The sequence below is a fragment of the Methylosinus sp. is20ea genome (genome assembly GCF_059718135.1).
Genome location: NZ_AP046088.1, coordinates 3,910,569 through 3,931,827, shown reverse-complemented (window position 1 = coordinate 3,931,827; position 21,259 = coordinate 3,910,569). Strand labels below are relative to the sequence as shown.

Below are 21,259 nucleotides of genomic sequence, written 5' to 3'. Positions count from 1 at the left end.
ATCGCGGCTTCGGCCCCGCGGCGCGGGCGCGGCTTTTCTCGCGCGCGGACCTATGGCGCATGGACCACTGAAGGAGAATCGATCGATGAGCACCGCTCCGCTCATGCCCAAGGCGACCGCCGTCTGGCTCGTCGAGAACACGTCGCTCGCCTTCGACCAGATCGCCGATTTCTGCAAGCTGCATCCGCTCGAGGTGAAGGGCATCGCCGATGGCGAAGTGGCCGCCGGGATCCGCGGGCTCGATCCGATCAATTCGGGGCAGCTCACCCGCGAGGAGATCGCGCGCGGCGAGCGGGACCCGGCGCATCGGCTGTCGCTCCTGGTCTCCAAGGTCAAAGTCCCGGAGGTCAAGCGCGCGCGCGGGCCGCGCTACACGCCGCTGTCGCGGCGCCAGGACCGCCCCAACGCCATTCTCTGGCTGGTGCGCAACCATCCCGAGCTCAAGGACGCGCAGATCATGCGCCTCGTCGGCACGACGAAGAGCACGCTGAAAGCGGTGCGTGAGCGCACCCATTGGAATTCCGCGGCGCTCGCGCCCATGGACCCGGTGACTTTGGGCCTCTGCTCGCAGATCGATCTCGATTTCGAGGTCAATCGCGCCGCGAAGGACCGTCCCGCCGTGCTCGAGGAGCAAGGCCAGACGCTGCAGCCGGCCGAGATCACCACCGCGCCCCATCACGAGCCGACGACGACCGAGGATGTGTTCGGCAAGCGCCCGCCGGCGCCGGTCGAGGAGGAGGATCACTTCGACGCCGACCGCGTGTTCGGCCGCCTGAAGAGCCTCGATTTCGACGACTGAGGAGGGGGCGCGACAATCTGGCGCATTTACCGCAGGCGGCGCCCTGTGGTTATTTGCGCACAGGTCGAGCCTCTCGCGTCTCACTCAGCTGGGATCGGCGATCGGTAGGGTCGACAAAAAGTAACGCCAGCGACAGGCGGTCGCCGGCGTTACAATTTGGACGTGTCGTCAGGGAGCCTGCAGACTGCACCCCCGTGTCGCGCCCAGAGGGGGAGAAGAGAACGGCTCGTGCTTATTTGAAGTAGAAGCCGAGAATGCCGCCGGCGAGAGCGCCGACAACGGCCGCAGAAAGCGTATTGGCGACGCCGCCGAGGCCAGCAGCGCCGAGGCCGCCGAGCAGAAGGGCGCCGACGCCCGCGAAAATATAGACGGTGGTGTTGAGTTCGAATTCTTTTTCAGCCATTGGTGTCACTCCTTTGGTTTCCGGAACGTCCCGTCTTATCGTTCAGCCGGTGACGGGTGCGCTCCTGCCCCTCTCTGCGGGGCCGTCTTTTCGACGATGACAAGCCTAACATAACCTTGTCGACTGTCCAGCGCGCTGCGGGAGCAGATTCTCGCGAAACTGTGGCGATTTTTCCTATGTGGAGCCAAATCAACCGCTTGGCGCGGCGGGCGGCAAGATGGGCCTCGCCGCGAAAATTGCGCGGCGGAGCGATACGGCTTGGAATGCTCCCGGTTCGGCGCCTATATCCGCCGGCATGACAGCAGAAACCCCTTCTTCCGATTTTCGATCGCGGCTACGCGCCTTCGACGCGCTGAAGCCGCTTCTTCCTTACGCCTTTCGTTACAAGGGCCGAATCGCGCTCGCGCTGGTCGCGCTGGGCGTGGCGGCGCTGTCGACGCTCACTCTGCCGCTCGCCGTGCGCGGCATGATCGATCACGGATTTTCCACCGACGACCCTTCGGCCGTGAACGCCTATTTCGGCGCGATGGTGGTCGTCGTCGCGATTCTCGCTCTCGCCTCGGGCACGCGCTACTATCTGGTGATGACGTTGGGCGAGCGAATCGTCGCCGATCTGCGCGACGATTTCTTCCGCCATCTCACTCTGCTCGACGCGTCCTTCTACGACAGGTCGAAGACGGGCGAGCTGACCTCGCGGCTCACCGCCGATACGACGCAGCTGAAATCCGTCTTCGGCTCCTCGGTGTCGATCGCTCTGCGCAATCTCTTCATGTTCGCCGGCGCGGTGGCGATGATGGTTCTGACGAGCCCCAAGCTCACCGGCGTCGCGCTCACGGCGATCCCCTTCATCGTGCTGCCGCTCATCGCCTCGGGGCGCGTGATGCGGCGGCGGTCGCGCCATGCGCAGGATCGGCTGGCCTCGGCGAGCGCCTACGCCACGGAAAATCTCGCGGCCGTGCGCACCATGCAGGCCTGCAACGCGCAGCAGGTCGCCGCCGAACGATTCGGAGCGGCCGCGGAAGGAGCTTATGCGGCCGCGCGTGACGCGACGCAGACGCGCGCCTTGGTCACTTCGGTCACGATCTTTCTCGCCTTCGGCAGCGTCGTCGCCATGTTGTGGTTCGGCGCGCAGGATGTGCTGGCGGGCCGCATCACCACGGGCGTTCTGTCGCAATTCGTGCTCTACGCCGTGCTGGCGGCGAGCTCGCTCGGGGAATTGTCGCAGGTCTGGAGCGAGGTGTCCGCGGCCGCTGGCGCCGCCGGCCGCATCGGCGAGATTCTCGCCGTCAGTCCCGCCGTCGCGCCGCCGGCCGTTCCGCTGCATCTGCCCAAGCCGGTGAGCGGCCGCATCGTTTTCGACGAGGTCTGCTTCTCTTATCCCGGGAGCTCGGGGTCTGCCGCCGTCGAGGGACTGAGCTTTTCCGTCGCGCCGGGCGAGCGCGTCGCCATCGTCGGCCCGTCGGGCGCCGGCAAATCGACGGTGTTCCAGCTGCTCGAGCGATTCTATGACGTGTCGGAGGGCGCGATCACGATCGACGGCGTCGATCTGCGCGCGCTCGATCCGGTCGAATTGCGTAGCGCCATCGCGCTGGCGCCGCAGGATCCGGTCGTCTTCGGCATGACGGTCGCCGAGAATATCGCCTATGGCCGCGTGGGCGTCTCGAGAGGGGCGATCGTCGAGGCGGCCGAGCGCGCGCAAGCGGCGCAATTCATCGAGGCTCTGCCGCAGGGCTATGACACGGAGATCGGCGAGCGCGGCGTCACGCTCTCGGGCGGCCAGCGCCAGCGCCTCGCCGTAGCGCGCGCCATTCTCGCCGATGCGCCGATCCTGCTGCTCGACGAGGCGACCTCGGCGCTCGACGCCGAGAATGAGGCGCTGGTGAAGGAGGCGCTGCATGATGTGATGCGCGGCCGCACCACTCTGGTCATCGCCCATCGCCTCGCCACAGTGCTCGAAGCCTCGCGCATTCTGGTGATGAGCGAAGGCCGCATCGTGGAGGAGGGCACTCATGCGAGCCTCGTCGCCGTTGGCGGCCTCTATGCGCGGCTCGCGCGGCTGCAATTCGATACGAGCGCGGAAGCGGCGGCGCTGGAGAGCGTTTGATCGCCCGCTCCCCGGCCCTTCTCCGCTTTCGCGGTAGAGGGCCGGGGAGGGCGCGTCGGCGGCCCGGATCGAGTTTTCCACCGCCGCCTCGCGCAGATTTTGCCTTCCGTCACATTGGTGCTATGAGCACGCGCCAACCCGGAAGATGGCCTCGCGTCGCCGTCTCTTCGTCGTCCGGCCTCGAGCGTGGCCGGTTTTTGCGCCCCGAGGGAGTTGGCTCCATGACATCTTACGCACGACCGCCGTTGCACGAGGCTCTGACCTTCGACGATGTGTTGCTGCGCCCTAGCCATTCGCTGGTCATGCCGTCGCAGGTCGACATATCGACGCGGCTGACGCGCGATATCACGCTCAATCTGCCGATCATCTCCTCGGCCATGGATACGGTGACCGAGGCGCGGCTCGCCATCGCCATGGCGCAGGCCGGCGGCCTCGGCGTCATCCACCAGAATCTCACCCCCGCCGCCCAGGCCGCCGAGGTGCGCAAGGTCAAGCGCTATGAGAGCGGCATGGTGGTCGATCCCATCACCATCTATCCGGACGAGACGCTCGCCGATGCGCTGGCGCTGATGGCGCGCAACGGCATTTCCGGCATTCCGGTGGTCGAGCGCGGCCATGGCGAGAAGGCCGGCAAGCTCGTCGGCATTCTCACCAATCGCGACGTGCGCTTCGCCGATAATATGCGCGAGCCGGTCGCCGAGCTGATGACCAAGCAGCTCATCACCGTGCGCGAGGGCGTCGATCAGGAGGAGGCGCGCCGCCTGCTGCATCAGCACCGTATCGAGAAGCTGCTCGTCGTCGACGAGGATTATCATTGCGTCGGCCTGGTCACGGTGAAGGATATCGAGAAGGCGACGCTGCATCCGCACGCCGCCAAGGACGCCGAGGGCCGGCTGCGCGTCGCCGCCGCCGCGACGGTCGGCGACCGCGGCTATGAGCGCGTGTTGCAATTGATCGACGCCGGCGTCGACCTCATCGTGATCGACACGGCCCATGGCCATTCGCAGGCGGTGCTCGATCAGGTCGGCCGCATCAAAAAGGTCTCCAACAAAGTCTCGATCGTCGCCGGCAATATTGCGACGCGCGAAGCGGCCAAGGCGCTGATCGACGCGGGCGCCGATGCGGTCAAGGTCGGCATCGGCCCCGGTTCTATCTGCACGACGCGCATCGTGGCGGGCGTCGGCGTGCCGCAGCTCACCGCGATCATGGACGCCGCCGAGGAGGCGCATAAGGCCGGCGTGCCGGTCATCGCCGATGGCGGCGTGAAATATTCGGGCGATCTCGCCAAGGCCATCGCCGCCGGCGCCTCGGTCGTGATGATCGGGTCGCTGCTCGCGGGCGCCGAGGAGGCCCCCGGCGAAGTGTTCCTCTATCAGGGCCGCTCCTTCAAATCCTATCGCGGCATGGGCTCGGTCGGCGCGATGGAGGCGGGCTCGTCCGCCCGCTATTTCCAGCAGGATGTGAAGGAGAGCCTCAAGCTCGTGCCGGAAGGCATAGAGGGCCAGGTGCCGTTCCGCGGGCCGGTGGCCCCGATCCTCTATCAGCTCGCCGGCGGTCTGCGCGCGGCCATGGGCTATGTCGGCGCGCCGACCATCCCCGAGTTCCAGGCCAAGGCGGAATTCGTGCGCATCACCAACGCCGGACTGCGCGAGAGCCACGTCCATGACGTGTCGATCACCCGCGAGAGCCCGAATTATCCGACCGGGGCCTGACATGCGCATCCTCGTCCTGGGCGCGGGGGCCGTCGGCGGCTATTACGGCGGACGGCTCGTCGAGGCGGGCGCGGATGTGACCTTTTTCGTGCGGGAAGCGCGAGCGCGGCTCCTCGCCGAGCACGGGCTCACGATCGAGAGCGCGCTCGGCGGCGCGCAGCTCGCGGCAAAAGCGGTCTGCGACCCGAAGGCGCTCGCGCCTTTCGATCTCGTGATCCTGACCTGCAAGGCCTATGATCTCGACGAAGCGCTGGAGAATATCGCCGGCGGCGTCGGACCGGAAACCGGCGTGCTGCCATTGCTCAATGGCCTCGCCCATCTCGAACGTATCGCGGCGCGCTTTCCGCAGGCGGGCGTCTTCGGCGGCGTGGCGCGGATCAGCGCGACGCTCGGCGAGAACGGCGTCATACGGCATTTCGGCGAATTGAACCGCATCGATTTCGGCGCGCTCGACGGCGGGACGGACGCGCGGCTCAAGGCGCTGCGCGCTTTTTTCGCGAAGACGGTCGTGGATGTGCGGCTTTCCGACGACATAGGGCAGGAGCTCTGGGACAAATTCGTGTTTCTGGCGACGTTGGCGGGAACGACTTCGCTGATGCGCGCGAGCATAGGGACCGTGTTGGCGACCCCCTCCGGCGAGTCATCGATCCTACGGCTGCTCGCCGAATGCCAGAGTGTCGCGCGCGCCGAGGGTCATCCGCCGGAGACGGGGACATTCGCACAGCTCCGCATGGAGCTGACGCGGCGAGGCTCGCCGCTCAAATCCTCCATGCTGCGTGACATCGAGCGAGGAGGGCGCACGGAGGGCGAGCATATTCTCGGCGACATGCTGGCGCGGGCGCAGCGGGTCGGCGTCGAGGCGCCGGCGCTGGAGCTCGCCGCGACGCATGTCCGCGCCTATGAGGCGAGCCGGTCCTGCGCGGGCTGACGGCACGAAATTCGCGTAATTCTCGGCCTCTTCGGCGAAAGGCGCCGCAGACCGGGGACAAGACAGATGACCGATCCGAGCGCGAGCCTCGCCAAGGCGGAAGAACAGGTGCTCGCCGCCGCGCGGCGCAATTTCGACAGCTTTTTCCGCTGGATCGCTTTTCTCGACGATTCGATCAAGAAGGATATCGGCCCGAAGTTCGGCGTCGAGCTGGCGCTGAAGGCGAGCGCCGTCGAGCAGAAGGCGATGGGCCTGCTCTTCGTCTCGCGTCCGCTGAAGGAGCCGCTGCCGATTCCCTTCGAGATCGAGGGAACGACGATCCGCTTCGGCCATCCGAAGTTCGAGCGCGACGACGAGGCGACGGGCGAGAAAACCAGCCGCTACGACCTCTCCACCATCGACGATGTGAACCGCATTCTGGGCGATGTCGTGCAGGATTACGTTGGTTGAGCCGAACGGGTCTGGGCTGAGCCGGCGGGGGCATGGCACGTCGATTGGCATGTCGATTGCTATCTAATTCTGAGACAAGCAATCAGACGGGTCTTGGTCCTTTCACGGGGACTCGGCCCTTTGTCGGAGATCGGACATGCTGCCGCAAGTCGTCCTGGTCGATGGCGTCCCCAGATGCGTCATTCGCCCGACCGATCAAAAAGCGCTCGATCGCTTCGTGCGCAACAGCAGGAAGTGGCTCCAGGCGGGCAATTCCGACGCCAAATGCACTCACCGCCCCGCGGATGACACGGAGACGGCCTATTGGAAGGACGCCTTCGAGCTGCACAAGGCCGCCGGCGCCGACGACGAGAGCTTTTTCGGCATTCCCTTCGTCGTGGCGACGGCGTCGGAATAGAAGCGCGTCAGTCGACGCTGCAGCGGATCGGCGCGGCCGGCGGCTGCGCCGTCGCGCTCTCCCCCGCCGCCGCGAGCGCCATCGGACATTTGGCGCAGTCGTGACCGGCGCAGCCGGCGCAGGGCGCTGGCGCGGCCACGGCCTCGCTCGAGGCGGGCGCCCCCGTGAGGCCGGCCGCATCCGCGCGCGGCTCGTCGCTCGCCGCGGCGAAGGCGGCGCCGGCGATCAGCAGAGCGGGCAGGACGAGAGCGAAGCGTTTCGACATGGCGAGCCTCCTCAATGCTGGCCGGGCGTGAGCTTCACGCCGCGGCGCTCGAACGTAATGTAGGAGACGAGCGCGGTCATGCGCGGATCGTCGGGCGCGAGATTTGCGCCCTGCAGCGGATTGCGAATGCACCAATTCACCATCTCGAAGAGCTGCGCCACCTTGCCGAGCTGCTTCTGGAACTTCGGATAGGTTTCGGGATGGGTGTTGGCGGCGTTGGGATGGCATTGCGCGCAGGCGACGCCATTGGTCCCGACCGCGCCGCTCGTCCATAATTCGCGACCCTTGGCCGCCACGAGCTCGAATTCCTTCTGATAGCGCTCGACGTCGGTCTTGGTGAATTCGTCGGCGCGCGCCGCCGTCGCGCCGAAGGCCGCGAGGCCGAGAGCGAGGAGCAGTGTCGAGCGAAGCATGGCGAACTCCGATCAATAATGGGTTTGCGGCAGACGACGCTGCGTCGGCTCCTGATAGGCGACATCGACTGGACGCCCGGCCTTGTGATCGAAGGCGACGGTGCGCTGATCATTGTCCCAGAGCTGATAGCGCGCGGTGACGCGGCCCGAGCCTATGTCGATCAATTGCCAGCCGGTGGCGTCGCGCTCGAAGAAAGGATCGGCGCGGTTCATCGGAATGGTGAGCACGGGCAGATGACTCTCCGCCTGCGCATAGCTCTGCGGATAGGGCCAGGGCCAGGCGGTCGCCATCACCGAATTGAAGCTGATGTTGCCGATCTGATTATATTGGATCTGATGGACGTGGCCGTAGATGACGTTGACGCTGTCGAAGGGCGCGAGCAGCGCCTGCACCTCCTCGGCGTCGTCGGTCCAAAAGTTCCAGCCCTTGTAGATCTTCTGCAGCGGCGAATGGGAGAAGACGACGAGCGGCGTCTTCTTGTCCAGCTTGGCGAGATCATTGGCGAGCCATTTGCGCTGCTTGTCGCCGACCATGAAGGGCGAGCCATTGGGATTGTCGAGCCCCGCCATCTCCAGCATGCGCTGCTCGGCCGTCGGCCAGCGATGGAAGGTCCATTGCTCGCTGGTCAGAATCGAGTTCAGCACGACGAAATGCACGCCCTTATGGTCGAAGCTGTAATAATGCGGGCCGTAGAGCTTGCTCCAATAATCGCCGAGATCGAGATAATAGTCGTGCTCGCCCATGACGGCGTGCAGTCTGCCTTTCAGCTTGGAGAGAATCTCGGCGCCGTGGTCGAGCTCCTCGCGTTTGCCGAGCTGAGCGAGATCGCCGCCGAAGATGACGAAATCCGATTCCGGCTTCACCAGATTGGCCTCGGCGACGGCGCGCTTCAGTCCCTGGTCCCAATTGCGCACGAAGCTCGCGCCTTTGATCTGCTGAATATGCGCGTCGGAAATATAGGTGAAGGTGAAATCCTCGCGCGTCCCGCCGAAGGCGAGCGTGACCATGCTGATCGGCAGAGTGGTCAGCGCCGCGCCGGCGCCGGCTCCGGCTCCGGCGAGCACACTGCGCCTGGTGATGAATTCGCTCATCTACTCGGCTCCTTTTCGTGATCGCGCCGCGGCGTTCAGCTCATCTCGTCTTTGCACTCATCTCGCCTTGGCGCTTATCTCGTCTTGGCGCCGAAATAGGCCGGCGTGGTGAGCGTCTCCATGAAGGCGACGAGATCGTCCATCTGCTGCTCGGTGAGGTTCAGCGGACGAATGCCGCCGGACAGATAGTCGTTCACCTGGGCCGGATCGCCCTCGCTGCGGCCGCCATTATTATAGTGCTTGACGACGTCTTTCAGCGTCTTGAGCGAGCCGTCGTGCATATAGGGCGCGGTCACTGCGACATTGCGCAAGGTCGGCGTCTTGAAGGCCCCGATCACGTCGAACTGGTCGGTGACGGCGAAACGGCCGAGCTCGGACGTCTTGGGGTCGGTGAGCACGGCCTTGTCGACGTCCGCGCCCTTGGATTTGGCGGTCAGGAACTCGGCGGAGAGACGAGGCACGTCGAACTGCGCCCGATTGATGCCGACGCCGATATTGTGAAAGCGATTATCGGTGAACAGCGCCTGATCCTGCTCGATCACATGGCAGGAGACGCAGCGGCCCTGGCCGACGAAGACCTCGAAGCCGCGCTTGGCGCCTTCCGATATCGCATTCTCCTCATGGCCGAAGCGCCAGTGGTCGAAGGGCGAATCGGCGGAGACGATGGTGCGCTCATAGGCGGCGATGGCCTTTTTCACTTCCTCCATCGTCACGCCGTCGCCGCTCTTGCCGAAGGCCTTTTTGAAAAGCTCGACATAAAAGGGATCGGAGCGCGCTATGGCGAGGATCGGCTCATGCGAGGGCAGGCCCATCTCGACGGGATTGAGGAAGGGATGCTGCGACTGATCCTCGAGCGAGGCGGAGCGTCCGTCCCAGAACAGCGTCGTGAAATAGGCGGCGTTGATGACCGTCGGCGCATTGCGCGTGCCGGTCTTCTTGCCGATTCCATCGGAGGCGCGAATCCCCTCGGAGGTGCGCAACGGGCTGTCTGTGAAGGCGTGGTCGTCCTTGTGACAGGTCGCGCAGGCGACCGTGCCGTCGGAAGAGAAGCGCAGATCATGGAACAGACGATTGCCGAGCGCGATCTTGTCGCTGGTCTGCGGATTGTCCTGCGGGATCGGGACCGGGGGCAGGCCCAGCGGCTCGGCGAAACCGACGCCCGCGAAACCGAGCCCCGAAAGACTGAGCATTGCCGCGAGCAGTGTCGCGGCGCGCTTGCGCACGGCCATGTCTTCCTCCCCGACTCGTCGCGCCCTGTCGGATGGACCCGCTTCTCTCATCGGCGTGACGGTCATGATCCTGCCTGGAATTTTTCTAATCGGCAAGGCTTCTCATGGCTCGGAGCGGGCTTTTGTCTTTGCCTTGGCCAGCAACTGCAGCTGTGCAGCGCAAAAATATTTTCCGCGTTCGGGGACGAGAACAATAACTGCGACGGAGATGATGTCGCCAAATCGACATAATCGAGAAAATAGCAGAGTTATAGTTGCAATTACATGATTTCTCGCAATTTCCTGCATTATTGCCTTTGCCCGAGAGCCCAGCTTGTGGTAGGCGGGCGGCGGTTCGGGCCGAGGCTGTTTCGCAGCGCACGCTCGTTTCCCAATCGGAGGAGCCCTCGGAAAATGTCACGTGCATTCATCGTCACGCTGAGCGTGATGGCGCTGTTCCCGTTCGCCGCGATCGCGGGCGATCTGCGGAGCGACGCCAACGCCGTCTTCAAGCCGATCACCCCGGTGGCCGCCGCCAAGGCCGTGAAGAACAACGACCTCACACCCGCCAAGATCGAGCTCGGCAAGCAGCTGTTCTTCGATCCGCGCATCTCCTCGAGCCAGCTCATCAGCTGCAACTCGTGCCATAATCTGAGCCTCGGCGGCGTCGACGCCGGCTCGACCTCTGTCGGCCATGGCTGGCAGAAAGGCCCGCGCCGCGCGCCGACCGTGCTCAATGCGGTGTTCAACGTCGCTCAGTTCTGGGACGGCCGCGCCGAGGATCTGAAGGCGCAGGCCAAGGGCCCCGTGCAGGCCGGCGTCGAGATGAACAACACGCCCGCCAATGTCGAGGCGACGCTGAACAGCATTCCGGGCTATGTCGCTTCCTTCCAGAAGGCCTTCCCAGGCGACAACAAGGCCGCCAATTTCGACAATTTCGCCAAAGCGATCGAAGCTTTCGAATCGACGCTGGTCACGCCCAATGCGCGGCTGGACAAATTCCTCGGCGGCGACGAGGCGGCGCTCGACGCGACGCAGAAGAAGGGCCTGCGCCTTTTCATCGACAAAGGGTGTAGCGGCTGCCACGACGGCGTGAATGTCGGCGGCGGCAATTACACGCAGTTCGGCGCGGTGGAGAAGCCCGTGGCGGCCGTTCTGCCCGAGGGCGACAAGGGTCGTTTCAACGTCACCAAGAGCCCGGCGGACGTCTTTTCCTTCCGCGTCGCGCCGCTGCGCAATGTCGCGCTGCGCGCGCCCTACTTCCACACCGGCCAAGTGTGGACGCTCGAGGAGGCGGTCTCGCTCATGGCGAAAACGCAGCTCGGCTTCGAGCTCGCGCCAGACGAGACGACCGCGATCGTCGCCTTCCTGGGAGCGCTGACCGGCGAGCAGCCGCACGTCGACTATCCGATCCTGCCGGCGCGCACCAATGCGACTCCGCATCCGCAGTTGGAGGTCGGCGCGAAGGGCCACTGAGCGGCTTCGCCCGAGCAATAGACAGAGCCTCCGCGCCCACGCGCGGAGGCTTTTTCGTCAAGTCACGAAATTGCGCCATTGTATTTCTAGTGTATTGCCAGCCTTCGACACGACGATTTTCAAAACGGAGTCGCGCATGACGCTCTCGCGAGTTTTCGCCCAAACATTCGCTCGGGTGCTGCTCTTCGGCCTGGCCGGCTCTGCCGCCGCGCAGGAGGCTTCGAATCCTTTTGCCGCGATCGGCCATATCGTGGTGATCTACACGGAGAACCGCAGCTTCGATAATGTCTTCGGCCTTTATCCCGGCGCCGATGGGCTCGGCATAGGCGCCGATCGTTTCGCCCAAGTCGACGTCGACGGCGCGCCTTTCGGCGAGCTGCTGCCCATTCGCGGCGACAAGGGCGTCGACAGCCGCTTCCCGTCGGTTCTTCCCAACGCGCCTTTCCCGATCGACGCCTTCCTGCCCAATGCGGAGAAGACGCCGGATTTGACGCATGACTTCTTCCAGGAGAAGGAGCAGATAAACGGCGGAAAAATGGACCGTTTCGCCTCCGTTTCCGGCGCGGGCGGGCTGGTCATGGGCTATTACGACGGCCGCGCGCTCGCGCAATGGCGTCTCGCCGAGGAGTTCACGCTCGCCGATCATTTCTTCCACGGCGCCTTCGGCGGCTCCTTCATCAATCATATGTTCCTCGTCTGCGCCTGCACGGCGGTGTTTCCCGCGGCGCCGGCGTCGCTGATCGCCGAGGTCGACGAGACGACCGGCTTTCTCGCGCGCGTCGCGGATACGCCGAAGAGCGCTCATAGCGGCCCGCCGCATTATCGAAAGCCCGGACCAGTGACGAGCGACGGCTTTGCGGTGAGCACGCTGCAGCCGCCGACGCCGCTCTCGCCGCTCGATGCGGCCACGCCGGCGGGATTCGGCCTGCCGCCGCAGACGCTGCCGACGATCGGCGACCGACTCACGGACAAGGGCGTGTCATGGGCCTGGTACGCCGGCGGCTGGAACGACATGCGCGCCGGGCGCATTCGCCAGCGCGAGGCGCCGGAGTTTTTCCAGACCCATCACCAGCCCTTCCTCTATTTCGCGAATTTCGCCGCCGGCACACAGGCGCGGGAGCTGCATCTGAAGGACGCCGACGATTTCTTCGCGGCCGCGGAGGCGGGGACGCTGCCCGCCGTGTCCTTCTATAAGCCGGTCGGCAAATTCAACGAGCATCCCAACTACGCCGATCTGAAGACCGGGGACGCGCATCTCGCGGATGTCGTCGCGCGGCTGCGGCGCAGTCCCAATTGGAAGGACATGCTGATCATCGTCACCGCCGATGAGAACGGCGGCGCCTGGGATCATGTGGCGCCGCCGCCGATCGACCGCTTCGGCCCCGGAACGCGTGTGCCGACGCTGATTCTGTCGCCCTTCGCGAAAAAGGGATTCGTCGACCGCACGATCTATGACACGGCGTCGATTGTGGCGACGATCGAGACGCGTTTCGGATTGCCGCCGCTCTCGGCGCGCGACAAGGGCGCGGCGGATCTGCGCAATGCGCTCGAGACGACCGTTGCGGCGACGGGAAGCGCTACCCGCTGAGCGGCGCCGCGCTGCGGCTGAAGTCATTCTGTCACAGCCTGAGCGGGGAGGCCAATTCTAGGGGATGGCGCCGAATCGATAGGCGAAGCTCTCGTCACATCGCTTTGAATAAAGCCAAATTCAGCTGACATCCCGCGGCGGCGGCGCCCGGCGGCGTGGGTGGGACCGCCCGAAATTGCGGCGCCGCATAAACCACCCATTGGAGTGCAAGATACTACTCTATAGATTATTTTGACCCACCCCATTGGATATTGTCATTACGAGGCGGAACGGAAATGGTTGCGGCTCGCCGAACGGGGGCGTTTCGGATGTTTTGGTCGCTGGGAGGCGTCGGACGTCCGGGGTTTTCGTTTCGCGCGGCGATTTCGAAAGAATTCGTCTCCGAGCAAACAAGAAGAAAGCCTTCGGTCGGTCCTTTCGAAAGGATTGGCGCGGGGGTGAGAACGGGAGGTCGGGACAGCGCTTCGTCCGATGCGAGGAAGCGCCTGCTTTGACAATCAACCGCGGAGACGAAGGCGCGTGCCGAGCAGGGAGGCGGGACGCGGCGAAATCGCTTCGAGAATCCCTGGGAGCACTTAGGAGGAATTGAGATGAGCGTTACGACAGAGACATCGGCCGGCGCAGCCGCCGGCTCAGATGCCATCGTGGACCTGAAGACCATGTGGATCGGCATCGCCGTCCTCAACATTTTCTACCTGTTCATCCGTATCTACGAGCAGATCTTCGGCTGGCGCGCGGGTCTCGACTCGTTCGCTCCGGAGTTCCAGACGTATTGGCTGACGATGCTGTGGACGGAAATTCCGCTGGAGCTCGTCGCCGGTCTCGGCCTCGCCGGCTATCTGTGGAAGACCCGCGACCGCAATGTCGACGCGGTGACTCCGCGTGAGGAGCTTCGTCGTCACGTCGTGCTGCTGCAGTGGCTGACCGTTTACGCGGTCGCGATCTACTGGGGCGCGAGCTTCTTCACGGAGCAGGACGGCACTTGGCACATGACGGTGATTCGCGACACGGACTTCACGCCGTCGCACATCATCGAGTTCTATCTGAGCTATCCGATCTACTCGATCATGGGCGTGGGCTCGTTCTTCTACGCCAAGACCCGCATCCCTTACTTCGCTCACGGCTATTCGCTGGCGTTCCTGATCGTGGCCATCGGCCCGTTCATGATCATCCCGAATGTCGGCCTGAACGAGTGGGGCCACACCTTCTGGTTCATGGAAGAGCTGTTCGTCGCTCCGCTGCATTGGGGCTTCGTGTTCTTCGGCTGGATGGCGCTGGGCGTGTTCGGCGTGGTCCTGCAGATCCTGGGCAATGTGAAGCGCCTGCTGGGCAAGGACGGCGTCGAGGCGCTGATCGGCTGATAGCGGCCTGAGCTCTGGCCGCCCGCGTCTCGACGCGGACGGCCGCCTCTGGCGACTGAATTTTCCGAATGCTCCCGGGACGAAGGCTTCGTCCGGACAGCCGCACGCCGGCGGTTCGGACGGGGTTTCGGCGAGGAGTGGAAAAGAGCCCGCCGGAGAGAGGCGTATTTCAAAGGACAATCCGGCGCGAGAGAGCCGGAGACAGGTCTCGAGACGCCGGCGCAAAGACGTCGGGCGGACAGACACCAAGGAGAAGAGTGATGTCTACATCGAAGAGCGGGGGGGCTATCGGGCCTTTCCATTCCGTCGCGGAAGCGGCGGGATGCGTCAAGACGTCCGATTGGCTGATTCTGACGCTGCTGTTTCTGGCAGTGCTGGGCGGCTATCACATTCACTTCATGCTGACGGCGGGCGACTGGGACTTCTGGGTCGACTGGAAAGACCGTCGTATGTGGCCGACGGTCATCCCGATCCTGGGCGTGACCTTCGCGGCTGCGTCGCAGGCGTTCCTGTGGGAGAACTTCAAGCTCCCGTTCGGCGCGACCTTCGCGGTTCTGGGCCTTCTGATCGGCGAGTGGATCAACCGCTATGTGAACTTCTGGGGCTGGACCTACTTCCCGATCAGCCTGGTGTTCCCGTCGGCTCTGATCGTTCCGGCTCTGTGGCTGGACATCATCCTGCTGCTGTCTGGCAGCTATGTGATCACGGCCGTTGTCGGCGCTCTGGGCTGGGGCCTGCTGTTCTACCCGAACAACTGGCCGGCGATCGCCGCCTTCCACCAGGCGACCGAGCAGCATGGTCAGCTGATGTCTCTGGCCGATCTGATCGGCCTCCACTTCGTCCGCACCTCGATGCCGGAATACATCCGCATGGTCGAGCGCGGCACGCTGCGCACCTTCGGTAAGGACGTCGTGCCGGTGGCCGCGTTCTTCTCGGGCTTCGTGTCGATGCTCGTGTACTTCCTGTGGTGGTTCGTCGGCAAGTGGTACTCCACCACGAAGGTGATCAGCAAGATCTGATCGACCGCAAGGTCGTGGATCACGAGATCCCTCACGCGAGGAGGGGCGGCTGCGAAGGGCTCCTGCAAGAGAGTCCGGGACCGAGCCGCTCCCGACAAGGACGACAGCGGACGACCGGCCCGCAGGGCCGGTCCGCGAAGAGAAACTTGGGAGGTTGTTCCATGAAACTGTTGGAGAGAATGGCCGTGCTGGCGACCGGACGGGTCGCTCGGCTCTTCGGCCTGGGCATGGCGGCTGCGGTCGCTGCGACAATGGGCTCCGTCGCTCCGGCGTCGGCGCATGGCGAGAAGTCGCAGCAGGCGTTCCTGCGCATGCGCACGCTGAACTGGTATGACGTGAAGTGGTCGAAGACCTCGCTGAACGTCAACGAGTCGATGGTGCTTTCGGGCAAGGTGCACGTGTTCTCGGCTTGGCCGCAGGCCGTCGCGAACCCGAAGTCGTCGTTCCTGAACGCCGGCGAGCCGGGTCCGGTTCTGGTTCGCACGGCTCAGTTCATCGGCGAGCAGTTCGCTCCGCGCTCGGTTTCGCTCGAGGTCGGCAAGGACTATGCGTTCCAGATCGATCTGAAGGCGCGCCGCGCGGGCCGTTGGCACGTTCATGCGCAGATCAACGTCGAAGGCGGCGGCCCGATCATCGGACCCGGCCAGTGGATCGAGATCAAGGGCGACATGGCGGACTTCCGCGACCCTGTCACGCTGCTGGACGGCACGACCGTGGACCTCGAGACCTACGGCATCGACCGCATCTACGCTTGGCACTTCCCGTGGATGATCGCTGGCGCCGCCTGGATCCTCTACTGGTTCTTCAAGAAGGGCATCATCGCTTCCTACCTGCGCATCAGCGAAGGCAAGGACGAGGAGCAGATCGGTGACGACGACCGCCGCGTCGGCGCTATCGTTCTCGCTGTGACGATCCTGGCGACGATCATCGGCTACGCCGTGACGAACAGCACCTTCCCGCGCACGATCCCGCTTCAGGCCGGCTTGCAGAAGCCGCTGACGCCGATCGTCGAGGAAGGCACGGCTGGCGTGGGCACCAAGGTTGTTCTCGCCGACCTCAAGGGCGGCGTCTACAAGGTCCCGGGCCGCGAGCTGACGATCCAGGTCAAGATCACCAACAAGACGGACGAGCCGCTGAAGCTCGGCGAATATACGGCTGCCGGCCTTCGCTTCCTGAACCCCGACGTGTTCACGACGAAGCCCGAGTTCCCGGACTATTTGCTGGCCGACCGCGGTCTGTCGACGGATCCGACGCCGATCGCGCCGGGCGAGACGAAGACGATCGAGGTGAAGATTCAGGACGCGCGCTGGGATATCGAGCGTCTCTCGGATCTGGCCTATGACACGGACAGCCAGATCGGCGGTCTGCTGATGTTCTTCGGCCCGTCGGGCAAGCGCTACGCCACCGAGATCGGCGGCCCGGTCATTCCGAAGTTCGTCGCCGGCGACATGCCCTGATCGAACCCATGCTCTGATCGAACCTCGGATAGAGGCTGAAACATTCGCCGGCCGGGCCTCGCGCCCGGCCGGTTTCTTTTTGTGATCGCGCCTCTGGCGGCCTTGCGATTACGAGTCTTCGGCGCCGAGAGCCCGAACTCGGCGATTATATCGTGATGCGATAGAATGCGGCGTTTCGACGCAGGAGAAATTGTCGCGTCCGCGCCGAAAGACGCTTAGAGTTTCTGCATAGAGTCTCACGCCGAGGCGATCTCACCGGAGCGAGCGTCTCCGCGGCGTCGCCGACGAAATAGCGATTTCAAATCGGTTCCTTTTTGCACTAATAAAAATCGGGATAGGCGGGGGCGAGATCATCTTCGCTCCTCGCGGCCCGAAACAAAAAAAGGCGACGCGGCGGCCGTGAGGCGCGCGTGGTCGGGAGGAAGGAAAGCGATGATCGTTCGATCTGTGAACTTCTGTCTATTGGCGCTCGCGCTGTTCTTCGCATCCTTTTCCGCGACTCCGGCTCGCGCCGGGGGCGATGGTCCGGAAGCAATGGTCATGGACAATATGTGCATGGTCATGTTCGGCTATGACATGATCCACATCACGGCCTATGAAGCCGAAGGCGCGCGCGACCAATATTGCGAGCATATTCCGATCGTCGGCCGGATCATCTTCACTTTCGACATCGCCAATCCGGATTTTCGCGATCTGCCGATCGAGCTGCGCATCATTCGCGATCCGCTGGTGCCGATCTCGGCCGACGCCGATCTCGATCCGATGACCATCATTCATCTGCCGCCCAAGCTCTACAAGACCGGCACGTTCAATTTCGAGCATAAATTCACCGACAAGGGTCATTTCATCGGCTATGTCACGCTCACGCGTCCCAATGGCCAGAAAGAGACCCAGCAGTTCAAATTCATGGTCGGACAGACGCTGTGGTCCTATGTGCCGCAAGTTCTCGGCGCCGTGCTGATCGCGCTGATGGTCGGCGTTTATTGGCGCCACAGCCGACCAAAGGCGAAGACCGTGGATGCTGTGGACGCGGTGAAGTCTTCTTGAACAGGCGCGGCCGACCGCCCAGATCATGATGCGAATAAACGAATAATATGGGAGGAGCGACGATGAGGGTGAAGTTCGGAGCCGGCCTCGTGGCGGCGTTTCTATGCATGAGCGCGGGCGCGGCGTCGGCCCATTCCTTCCTGGTCGACGCTTCTCCGTCGGCCAAGGACCATGTCGCCGCCTCGCCCAAGCTCGTGAAGCTGCGCTTCGGCGGCGGCGTGGAGGCCGCCTATTCGACGATCTCGATCCTCGATGCGAGCGGCAAGGTGGTCGTCGAAGGCGCGAAGGGCGCTCCCGACAAGCCGCGCGAGCTGACACTCGACGCGCCCGAGCTCGCGACGGGCAAATATGTCGTGAAATATCGCGTTCTCTCCTCGGACGGCCACATAGTCGAGGGGAAATACGAGTTCACGGTCGACGCTCACTAACTCTGGCTCACGAACATCCTTGAAAGCGGGCGGCGCCGATCGGCGGGGCGCCGCGCCGCGTTCGCGAGCGTAACGGAAGTCGAAATCCATGGAATTGGCGACGCTTCGCTTCGTAGAGAGCGTTCTGTCCGCTCTCGCCGTCGGTCTATTGCTGCTGCCCCGCCTCATAGAGGAGGACGGCGCGCGTTTCAAAAAGCCGGTCGCAGCGGCGGCGGTCCTGCGCCTGCTGTTCGGCTTCGGCCTGATCGTGGCCTCGGCGCGCAACATCATCCCCGCCGAGCGGCCGCTCGACTGGCCGTCGCTGACCCAATTCATCGCCGGCACGGTGATCGGCAAGGCCTGGGTGGCGACGCAGATTCTCGCGGCCATATTCGCCGCGGCGACGCTCGTGCGGCTGCGTGTGGCGAATGTCTGGCTCGATCGCGTAACGCTGGGGCTCGGCCTCGCCGTGCTCGCGGTCGTCTCGGTCACCGGCCATGCGGTGGACGACAGCCTGCCGATCTACACGCAGCTGAGCTTCCCATTCCACACTCTGGCGGGCCTCACCTGGATCGGCGGTCTGCTCGGCCTCGTCTATTGGATGTTCACCGGCCGCGGCAAGCCGCCGGAGGTCGCTCGGCGCCTCGCCGAGCGCTGGTCGCTCGTCGCCAAAGCGGCCATGGTCATCGTGCTGATCAGCGGCCTCATCCTCGCCTGGGAGACGGTCGGCAGCTTCGGCTTTCTTCTGGCGACGCCTTACGGGCGACTGCTTTCTGTCAAGCTGGCGCTGCTCTGCGCGGCTCTGCTGCTCGCGCTCTCGCTCGCGAGCTATCTGACGCTCGCCGAGTCGAAGAAGAATTTCGATTTCGCCTGGTACGGCAAGATCGGCGGCTTCGAGGGGGCTTGCGCGCTCGGCCTCTTGTTCATCGCCGGATGGATCGCGACCATCACCCCGGCGGCGCATGAGACCAATGTCTATTGGCCGCTGCCCTTCCGCGTCACTTACGCCGGCACCTGGGGTCTCAAGGTCATTCCCTGGATCGATCCCACCTGGCAATGGGGCGTCGCCGGTGCGGTTCTCGCGCTCGCCGCCGCAGCGGCCTGGTTCGCGCCCGCGATCGTCGCCGCAGCGGGTTTGCCGCCGGCGCCGCAACTGCTCCAATGGCGGAAATATTCGACCTCCGCTCTGGCGCTGGCGGCCGCTGTCTGCGGCACGGTCTCCTTGTCCGTCCAGGCCTATCCAGAGACCTATACCGATCCGCCCATCGCTTACACGGCCGCCTCGGTGAAGCGCGGCTTCGAGGCCTTCCAAGCCAATTGCATCCCCTGTCACGGCGTGACCGGCGAGGGCAATGGGCCGATGGCCAAGGGTCTCAAAGTGCCGCCGGCCGATCTCACCGCGCCGCATGTCGCGACGCATACGCTCGGCGATATTTTCCATTGGCTGACCTATGGCGGACAGAGCGGCGTCATGCCGGCCTTCGGCGACACGGTCACCGAGGACGAGCGCTGGGACCTCATCAATTTTCTCACCGTTCTGTCGAACTCGAACCAGTCGCGCTTCCTGAGCCCCAAGGGCGTCATTCCCTGGCTGGTCGCTCCCAATTTCGCGCTCGACGATCCCAAGGGGGAGATCGACGACATAGAGAAGCTGCGCGGCGTGCCGACGCTCGTCTCCTTCGCGCGTTGCAGGCCGGAGGACGCCGATTTCGCCGATCGCGTCGCGAGCCTGAAAGCCGCCGCGGAGACGGTGAAGGCGACGGGCGCCCATCACGTCACCGATTATTTCGGCGAATGCCCGGCCGATCCGAATGCGCTGACGCCGAGTCATCCCGACGCCACGGAGCTCACCTATTCTCTCATCAATCATTATCTCGACGAGCCTGTGATCAACGAGATTCCGGAAGGTCATTTTCTGATCGATCGCTCCGGCTATGTCCGAGCCCGCTTCCGCCATTTCGGGACGGATGACGGCAATGTCGCGCTGCTGAAGGCGCAGATCGCGCTGACCGCGAAAGAGCCGATCGTCTATGTCTCGCCGCATCAGCACTGAGCGGCGAAAGGAGTGGCGCGCAATTCGTCGCATGGTCGCGATGCGGCGGAACGAGGCTCGAAGAGCCTCGCTGACAATCGAGCGACGAATGCAACGGACCGACGGGCTACGTCGGGCAAGTAAGGGAGAACGCACATGATGATCAAGCGGCGTGATCTGTTGGCGGCGGGTGGCGCTCTATTGGGCGGCGCAGCGTTCGACGCGTTGACTCCGATGCGCTCGGCGCAGGCTCACGAATATGAGCTCGGCAAGCTGACGATCGAGCATCCCTGGGTGCGCGCGCCCAAGGACGGCGAGACCACGGCCTATTTCTACGCCTTCATCCATAATAAGGGCGGCGCCGACAGACTGATCGCAGTCAAATCGCCGAATATCGGCAAGACGACCTTGCACGCAGACGCCAACCACGCCCTCGCCGAGGGCGGCATCGCCATCGCGGCCGACAAGACGACGACGCTCTCCCCCGAGGGCCCGCATGTCGTGCTGGCCGAGGTCAAGAAGATCAATCCCGTCGGCTGGGGAATTGAGCTCGTTCTCGTCTTCGAGAAGGCGGGCGAAGTGACCGTCGACGCGGCCGTCGATGCGCCCGACGCCAAGCATGCGCATGATGCGGAAGCGTTGGAGCGCTGGGAGAAGGCTCATGCCGCGGGCGGCGAGGCCAAGCACGCCGATCACGATCACGGCGGCCATGAGCATCACCATCATCACGAAGAGCCGGCGGACGCCAAGAAGCAGTAACGCCCAGCTCTCGGCGGAGCCGCGTGCGAACGCGGCTCCGTGGCGACCGATCGATCGACGCCGAGATCAATCGACGGAGATGAGACGGCCGATGAACAGGTCGCCCGCATCGGAGGAGATGGCGGGCGCCGGCGGCGATGTGCGCGGCGCGTTGAGCGGCAATGCGAAGCCCAGGATGAAGGCCGCGAGCGCCATTGCGGCGACGAGGAAAAGAGAAACCCTGAACTGACGCCGCGCCGACTCCGGATCGAAGCTGCGCGTAAAAGCCGGCTCCATGCGATCTTCGAACTTGTCCACCAACGACATGACGCACCCTCTCCGGGACGCTCCCCCGAACGTCCG

21 protein-coding genes are annotated in these 21,259 nt (G+C 64.3%); 15 read left to right on the top strand and 6 right to left on the bottom strand.

Annotated elements, in window-relative coordinates; genetic code table 11:
* Positions 1-85 precede the first annotated feature (85 nt).
* Positions 86-799: a DUF1013 domain-containing protein gene (locus AC6IY7_RS18365; protein ID WP_497780840.1), complete on the top strand. Its 714-nt coding sequence runs from the start codon at positions 86-88 to the stop codon at positions 797-799.
* A 232-nt stretch (positions 800-1,031) separates the two neighbouring features.
* On the opposite strand, the gene AC6IY7_RS18360 is transcribed toward AC6IY7_RS18365, so the two are convergent.
* The gene (locus tag AC6IY7_RS18360; protein ID WP_166144260.1) at positions 1,032-1,202 is read right to left on the bottom strand and encodes a hypothetical protein; all 171 of its coding nucleotides are present in this window, start codon (positions 1,200-1,202) and stop codon (positions 1,032-1,034) included.
* A 295-nt stretch (positions 1,203-1,497) separates the two neighbouring features.
* On the opposite strand from AC6IY7_RS18360, the gene AC6IY7_RS18355 reads away from it, so the two are divergent.
* The 5 genes from AC6IY7_RS18355 to AC6IY7_RS18335 all read left to right on the top strand — a co-directional run bounded on the left by AC6IY7_RS18355 (position 1,498) and on the right by AC6IY7_RS18335 (position 6,793).
* Positions 1,498-3,306: an ABC transporter transmembrane domain-containing protein gene (locus tag AC6IY7_RS18355; protein WP_497780838.1), complete on the top strand. Its 1,809-nt coding sequence runs from the start codon at positions 1,498-1,500 to the stop codon at positions 3,304-3,306.
* Positions 3,307-3,527: 221 nt separating this feature from the next.
* Positions 3,528-5,018, top strand: a complete 1,491-nt coding sequence (guaB, locus tag AC6IY7_RS18350) for an IMP dehydrogenase (RefSeq protein ID WP_497780837.1) — start codon at positions 3,528-3,530, stop codon at positions 5,016-5,018.
* A gap of 1 nt (position 5,019) precedes the next feature.
* Positions 5,020-5,946 carry a ketopantoate reductase family protein gene (locus AC6IY7_RS18345; RefSeq protein ID WP_497780836.1) on the top strand — a complete coding sequence of 309 codons (927 nt, stop codon included), beginning with the start codon at positions 5,020-5,022 and terminating at the stop codon, positions 5,944-5,946.
* Between the two features lie 66 nt (positions 5,947-6,012).
* Entirely contained in the window at positions 6,013-6,396 is a 384-nt protein-coding gene (locus AC6IY7_RS18340; RefSeq protein WP_497780835.1) for a hypothetical protein, read from the top strand.
* 136 nt (positions 6,397-6,532) lie between these two features.
* Positions 6,533-6,793: a hypothetical protein gene (locus tag AC6IY7_RS18335; RefSeq protein ID WP_497780834.1), complete on the top strand. Its 261-nt coding sequence runs from the start codon at positions 6,533-6,535 to the stop codon at positions 6,791-6,793.
* A gap of 7 nt (positions 6,794-6,800) precedes the next feature.
* On the opposite strand, the gene AC6IY7_RS18330 is transcribed toward AC6IY7_RS18335, so the two are convergent.
* From AC6IY7_RS18330 to AC6IY7_RS18315, 4 genes are all read right to left on the bottom strand, one after another.
* On the bottom strand, positions 6,801-7,058 hold the full coding sequence (locus AC6IY7_RS18330; RefSeq protein ID WP_497780833.1) for a hypothetical protein: 258 nt from the start codon (positions 7,056-7,058) through the stop codon (positions 6,801-6,803).
* Positions 7,059-7,069: 11 nt separating this feature from the next.
* Positions 7,070-7,471 (bottom strand): cytochrome C, encoded by a 402-nt coding sequence (locus AC6IY7_RS18325; RefSeq protein ID WP_497780832.1) that lies wholly within the window; start codon positions 7,469-7,471, stop codon positions 7,070-7,072.
* Between the two features lie 12 nt (positions 7,472-7,483).
* Positions 7,484-8,563, bottom strand: coding sequence for a metallophosphoesterase family protein (locus AC6IY7_RS18320; protein WP_497780830.1), 1,080 nt, complete (start codon positions 8,561-8,563; stop codon positions 7,484-7,486).
* Positions 8,564-8,637: 74 nt separating this feature from the next.
* Complete coding sequence (locus AC6IY7_RS18315; protein WP_497780828.1) at positions 8,638-9,792, bottom strand: cytochrome-c peroxidase; 1,155 nt, start codon at positions 9,790-9,792, stop codon at positions 8,638-8,640.
* Between the two features lie 393 nt (positions 9,793-10,185).
* Between AC6IY7_RS18315 and AC6IY7_RS18310 the strand changes: the two genes are divergently transcribed.
* From AC6IY7_RS18310 to AC6IY7_RS18270, 9 genes are all read left to right on the top strand, one after another.
* Complete coding sequence (locus AC6IY7_RS18310; protein ID WP_497780826.1) at positions 10,186-11,247, top strand: cytochrome-c peroxidase; 1,062 nt, start codon at positions 10,186-10,188, stop codon at positions 11,245-11,247.
* Between the two features lie 136 nt (positions 11,248-11,383).
* The gene (gene acpA / locus AC6IY7_RS18305; RefSeq protein ID WP_497780825.1) at positions 11,384-12,835 is read left to right on the top strand and encodes an acid phosphatase; all 1,452 of its coding nucleotides are present in this window, start codon (positions 11,384-11,386) and stop codon (positions 12,833-12,835) included.
* A gap of 590 nt (positions 12,836-13,425) precedes the next feature.
* Complete coding sequence (gene amoC / locus AC6IY7_RS18300) at positions 13,426-14,196, top strand: bacterial ammonia monooxygenase, subunit AmoC (protein ID WP_497780824.1); 771 nt, start codon at positions 13,426-13,428, stop codon at positions 14,194-14,196.
* Positions 14,197-14,456: 260 nt separating this feature from the next.
* Positions 14,457-15,215 carry a bacterial ammonia monooxygenase, subunit AmoA gene (gene amoA, locus AC6IY7_RS18295; protein WP_497780823.1) on the top strand — a complete coding sequence of 253 codons (759 nt, stop codon included), beginning with the start codon at positions 14,457-14,459 and terminating at the stop codon, positions 15,213-15,215.
* A 161-nt stretch (positions 15,216-15,376) separates the two neighbouring features.
* The gene (gene amoB, locus AC6IY7_RS18290; RefSeq protein WP_497780822.1) at positions 15,377-16,672 is read left to right on the top strand and encodes a bacterial ammonia monooxygenase, subunit AmoB; all 1,296 of its coding nucleotides are present in this window, start codon (positions 15,377-15,379) and stop codon (positions 16,670-16,672) included.
* 432 nt (positions 16,673-17,104) lie between these two features.
* A complete protein-coding gene (locus AC6IY7_RS18285; protein WP_497780821.1) occupies positions 17,105-17,719 on the top strand; it encodes a hypothetical protein in 615 nt (204 codons plus the stop codon).
* Between the two features lie 62 nt (positions 17,720-17,781).
* Positions 17,782-18,147 (top strand): copper resistance CopC family protein, encoded by a 366-nt coding sequence (locus AC6IY7_RS18280; RefSeq protein ID WP_497780820.1) that lies wholly within the window; start codon positions 17,782-17,784, stop codon positions 18,145-18,147.
* A gap of 88 nt (positions 18,148-18,235) precedes the next feature.
* Positions 18,236-20,179, top strand: coding sequence for a c-type cytochrome (locus AC6IY7_RS18275; RefSeq protein WP_497780819.1), 1,944 nt, complete (start codon positions 18,236-18,238; stop codon positions 20,177-20,179).
* A gap of 135 nt (positions 20,180-20,314) precedes the next feature.
* Complete coding sequence (locus tag AC6IY7_RS18270) at positions 20,315-20,917, top strand: copper chaperone PCu(A)C (RefSeq protein ID WP_497780818.1); 603 nt, start codon at positions 20,315-20,317, stop codon at positions 20,915-20,917.
* Between the two features lie 66 nt (positions 20,918-20,983).
* Here the strand turns inward: AC6IY7_RS18270 and AC6IY7_RS18265 are convergent, their stop codons facing one another.
* Positions 20,984-21,223 (bottom strand): hypothetical protein, encoded by a 240-nt coding sequence (locus tag AC6IY7_RS18265; RefSeq protein ID WP_497780817.1) that lies wholly within the window; start codon positions 21,221-21,223, stop codon positions 20,984-20,986.
* Positions 21,224-21,259 lie beyond the last annotated feature (36 nt).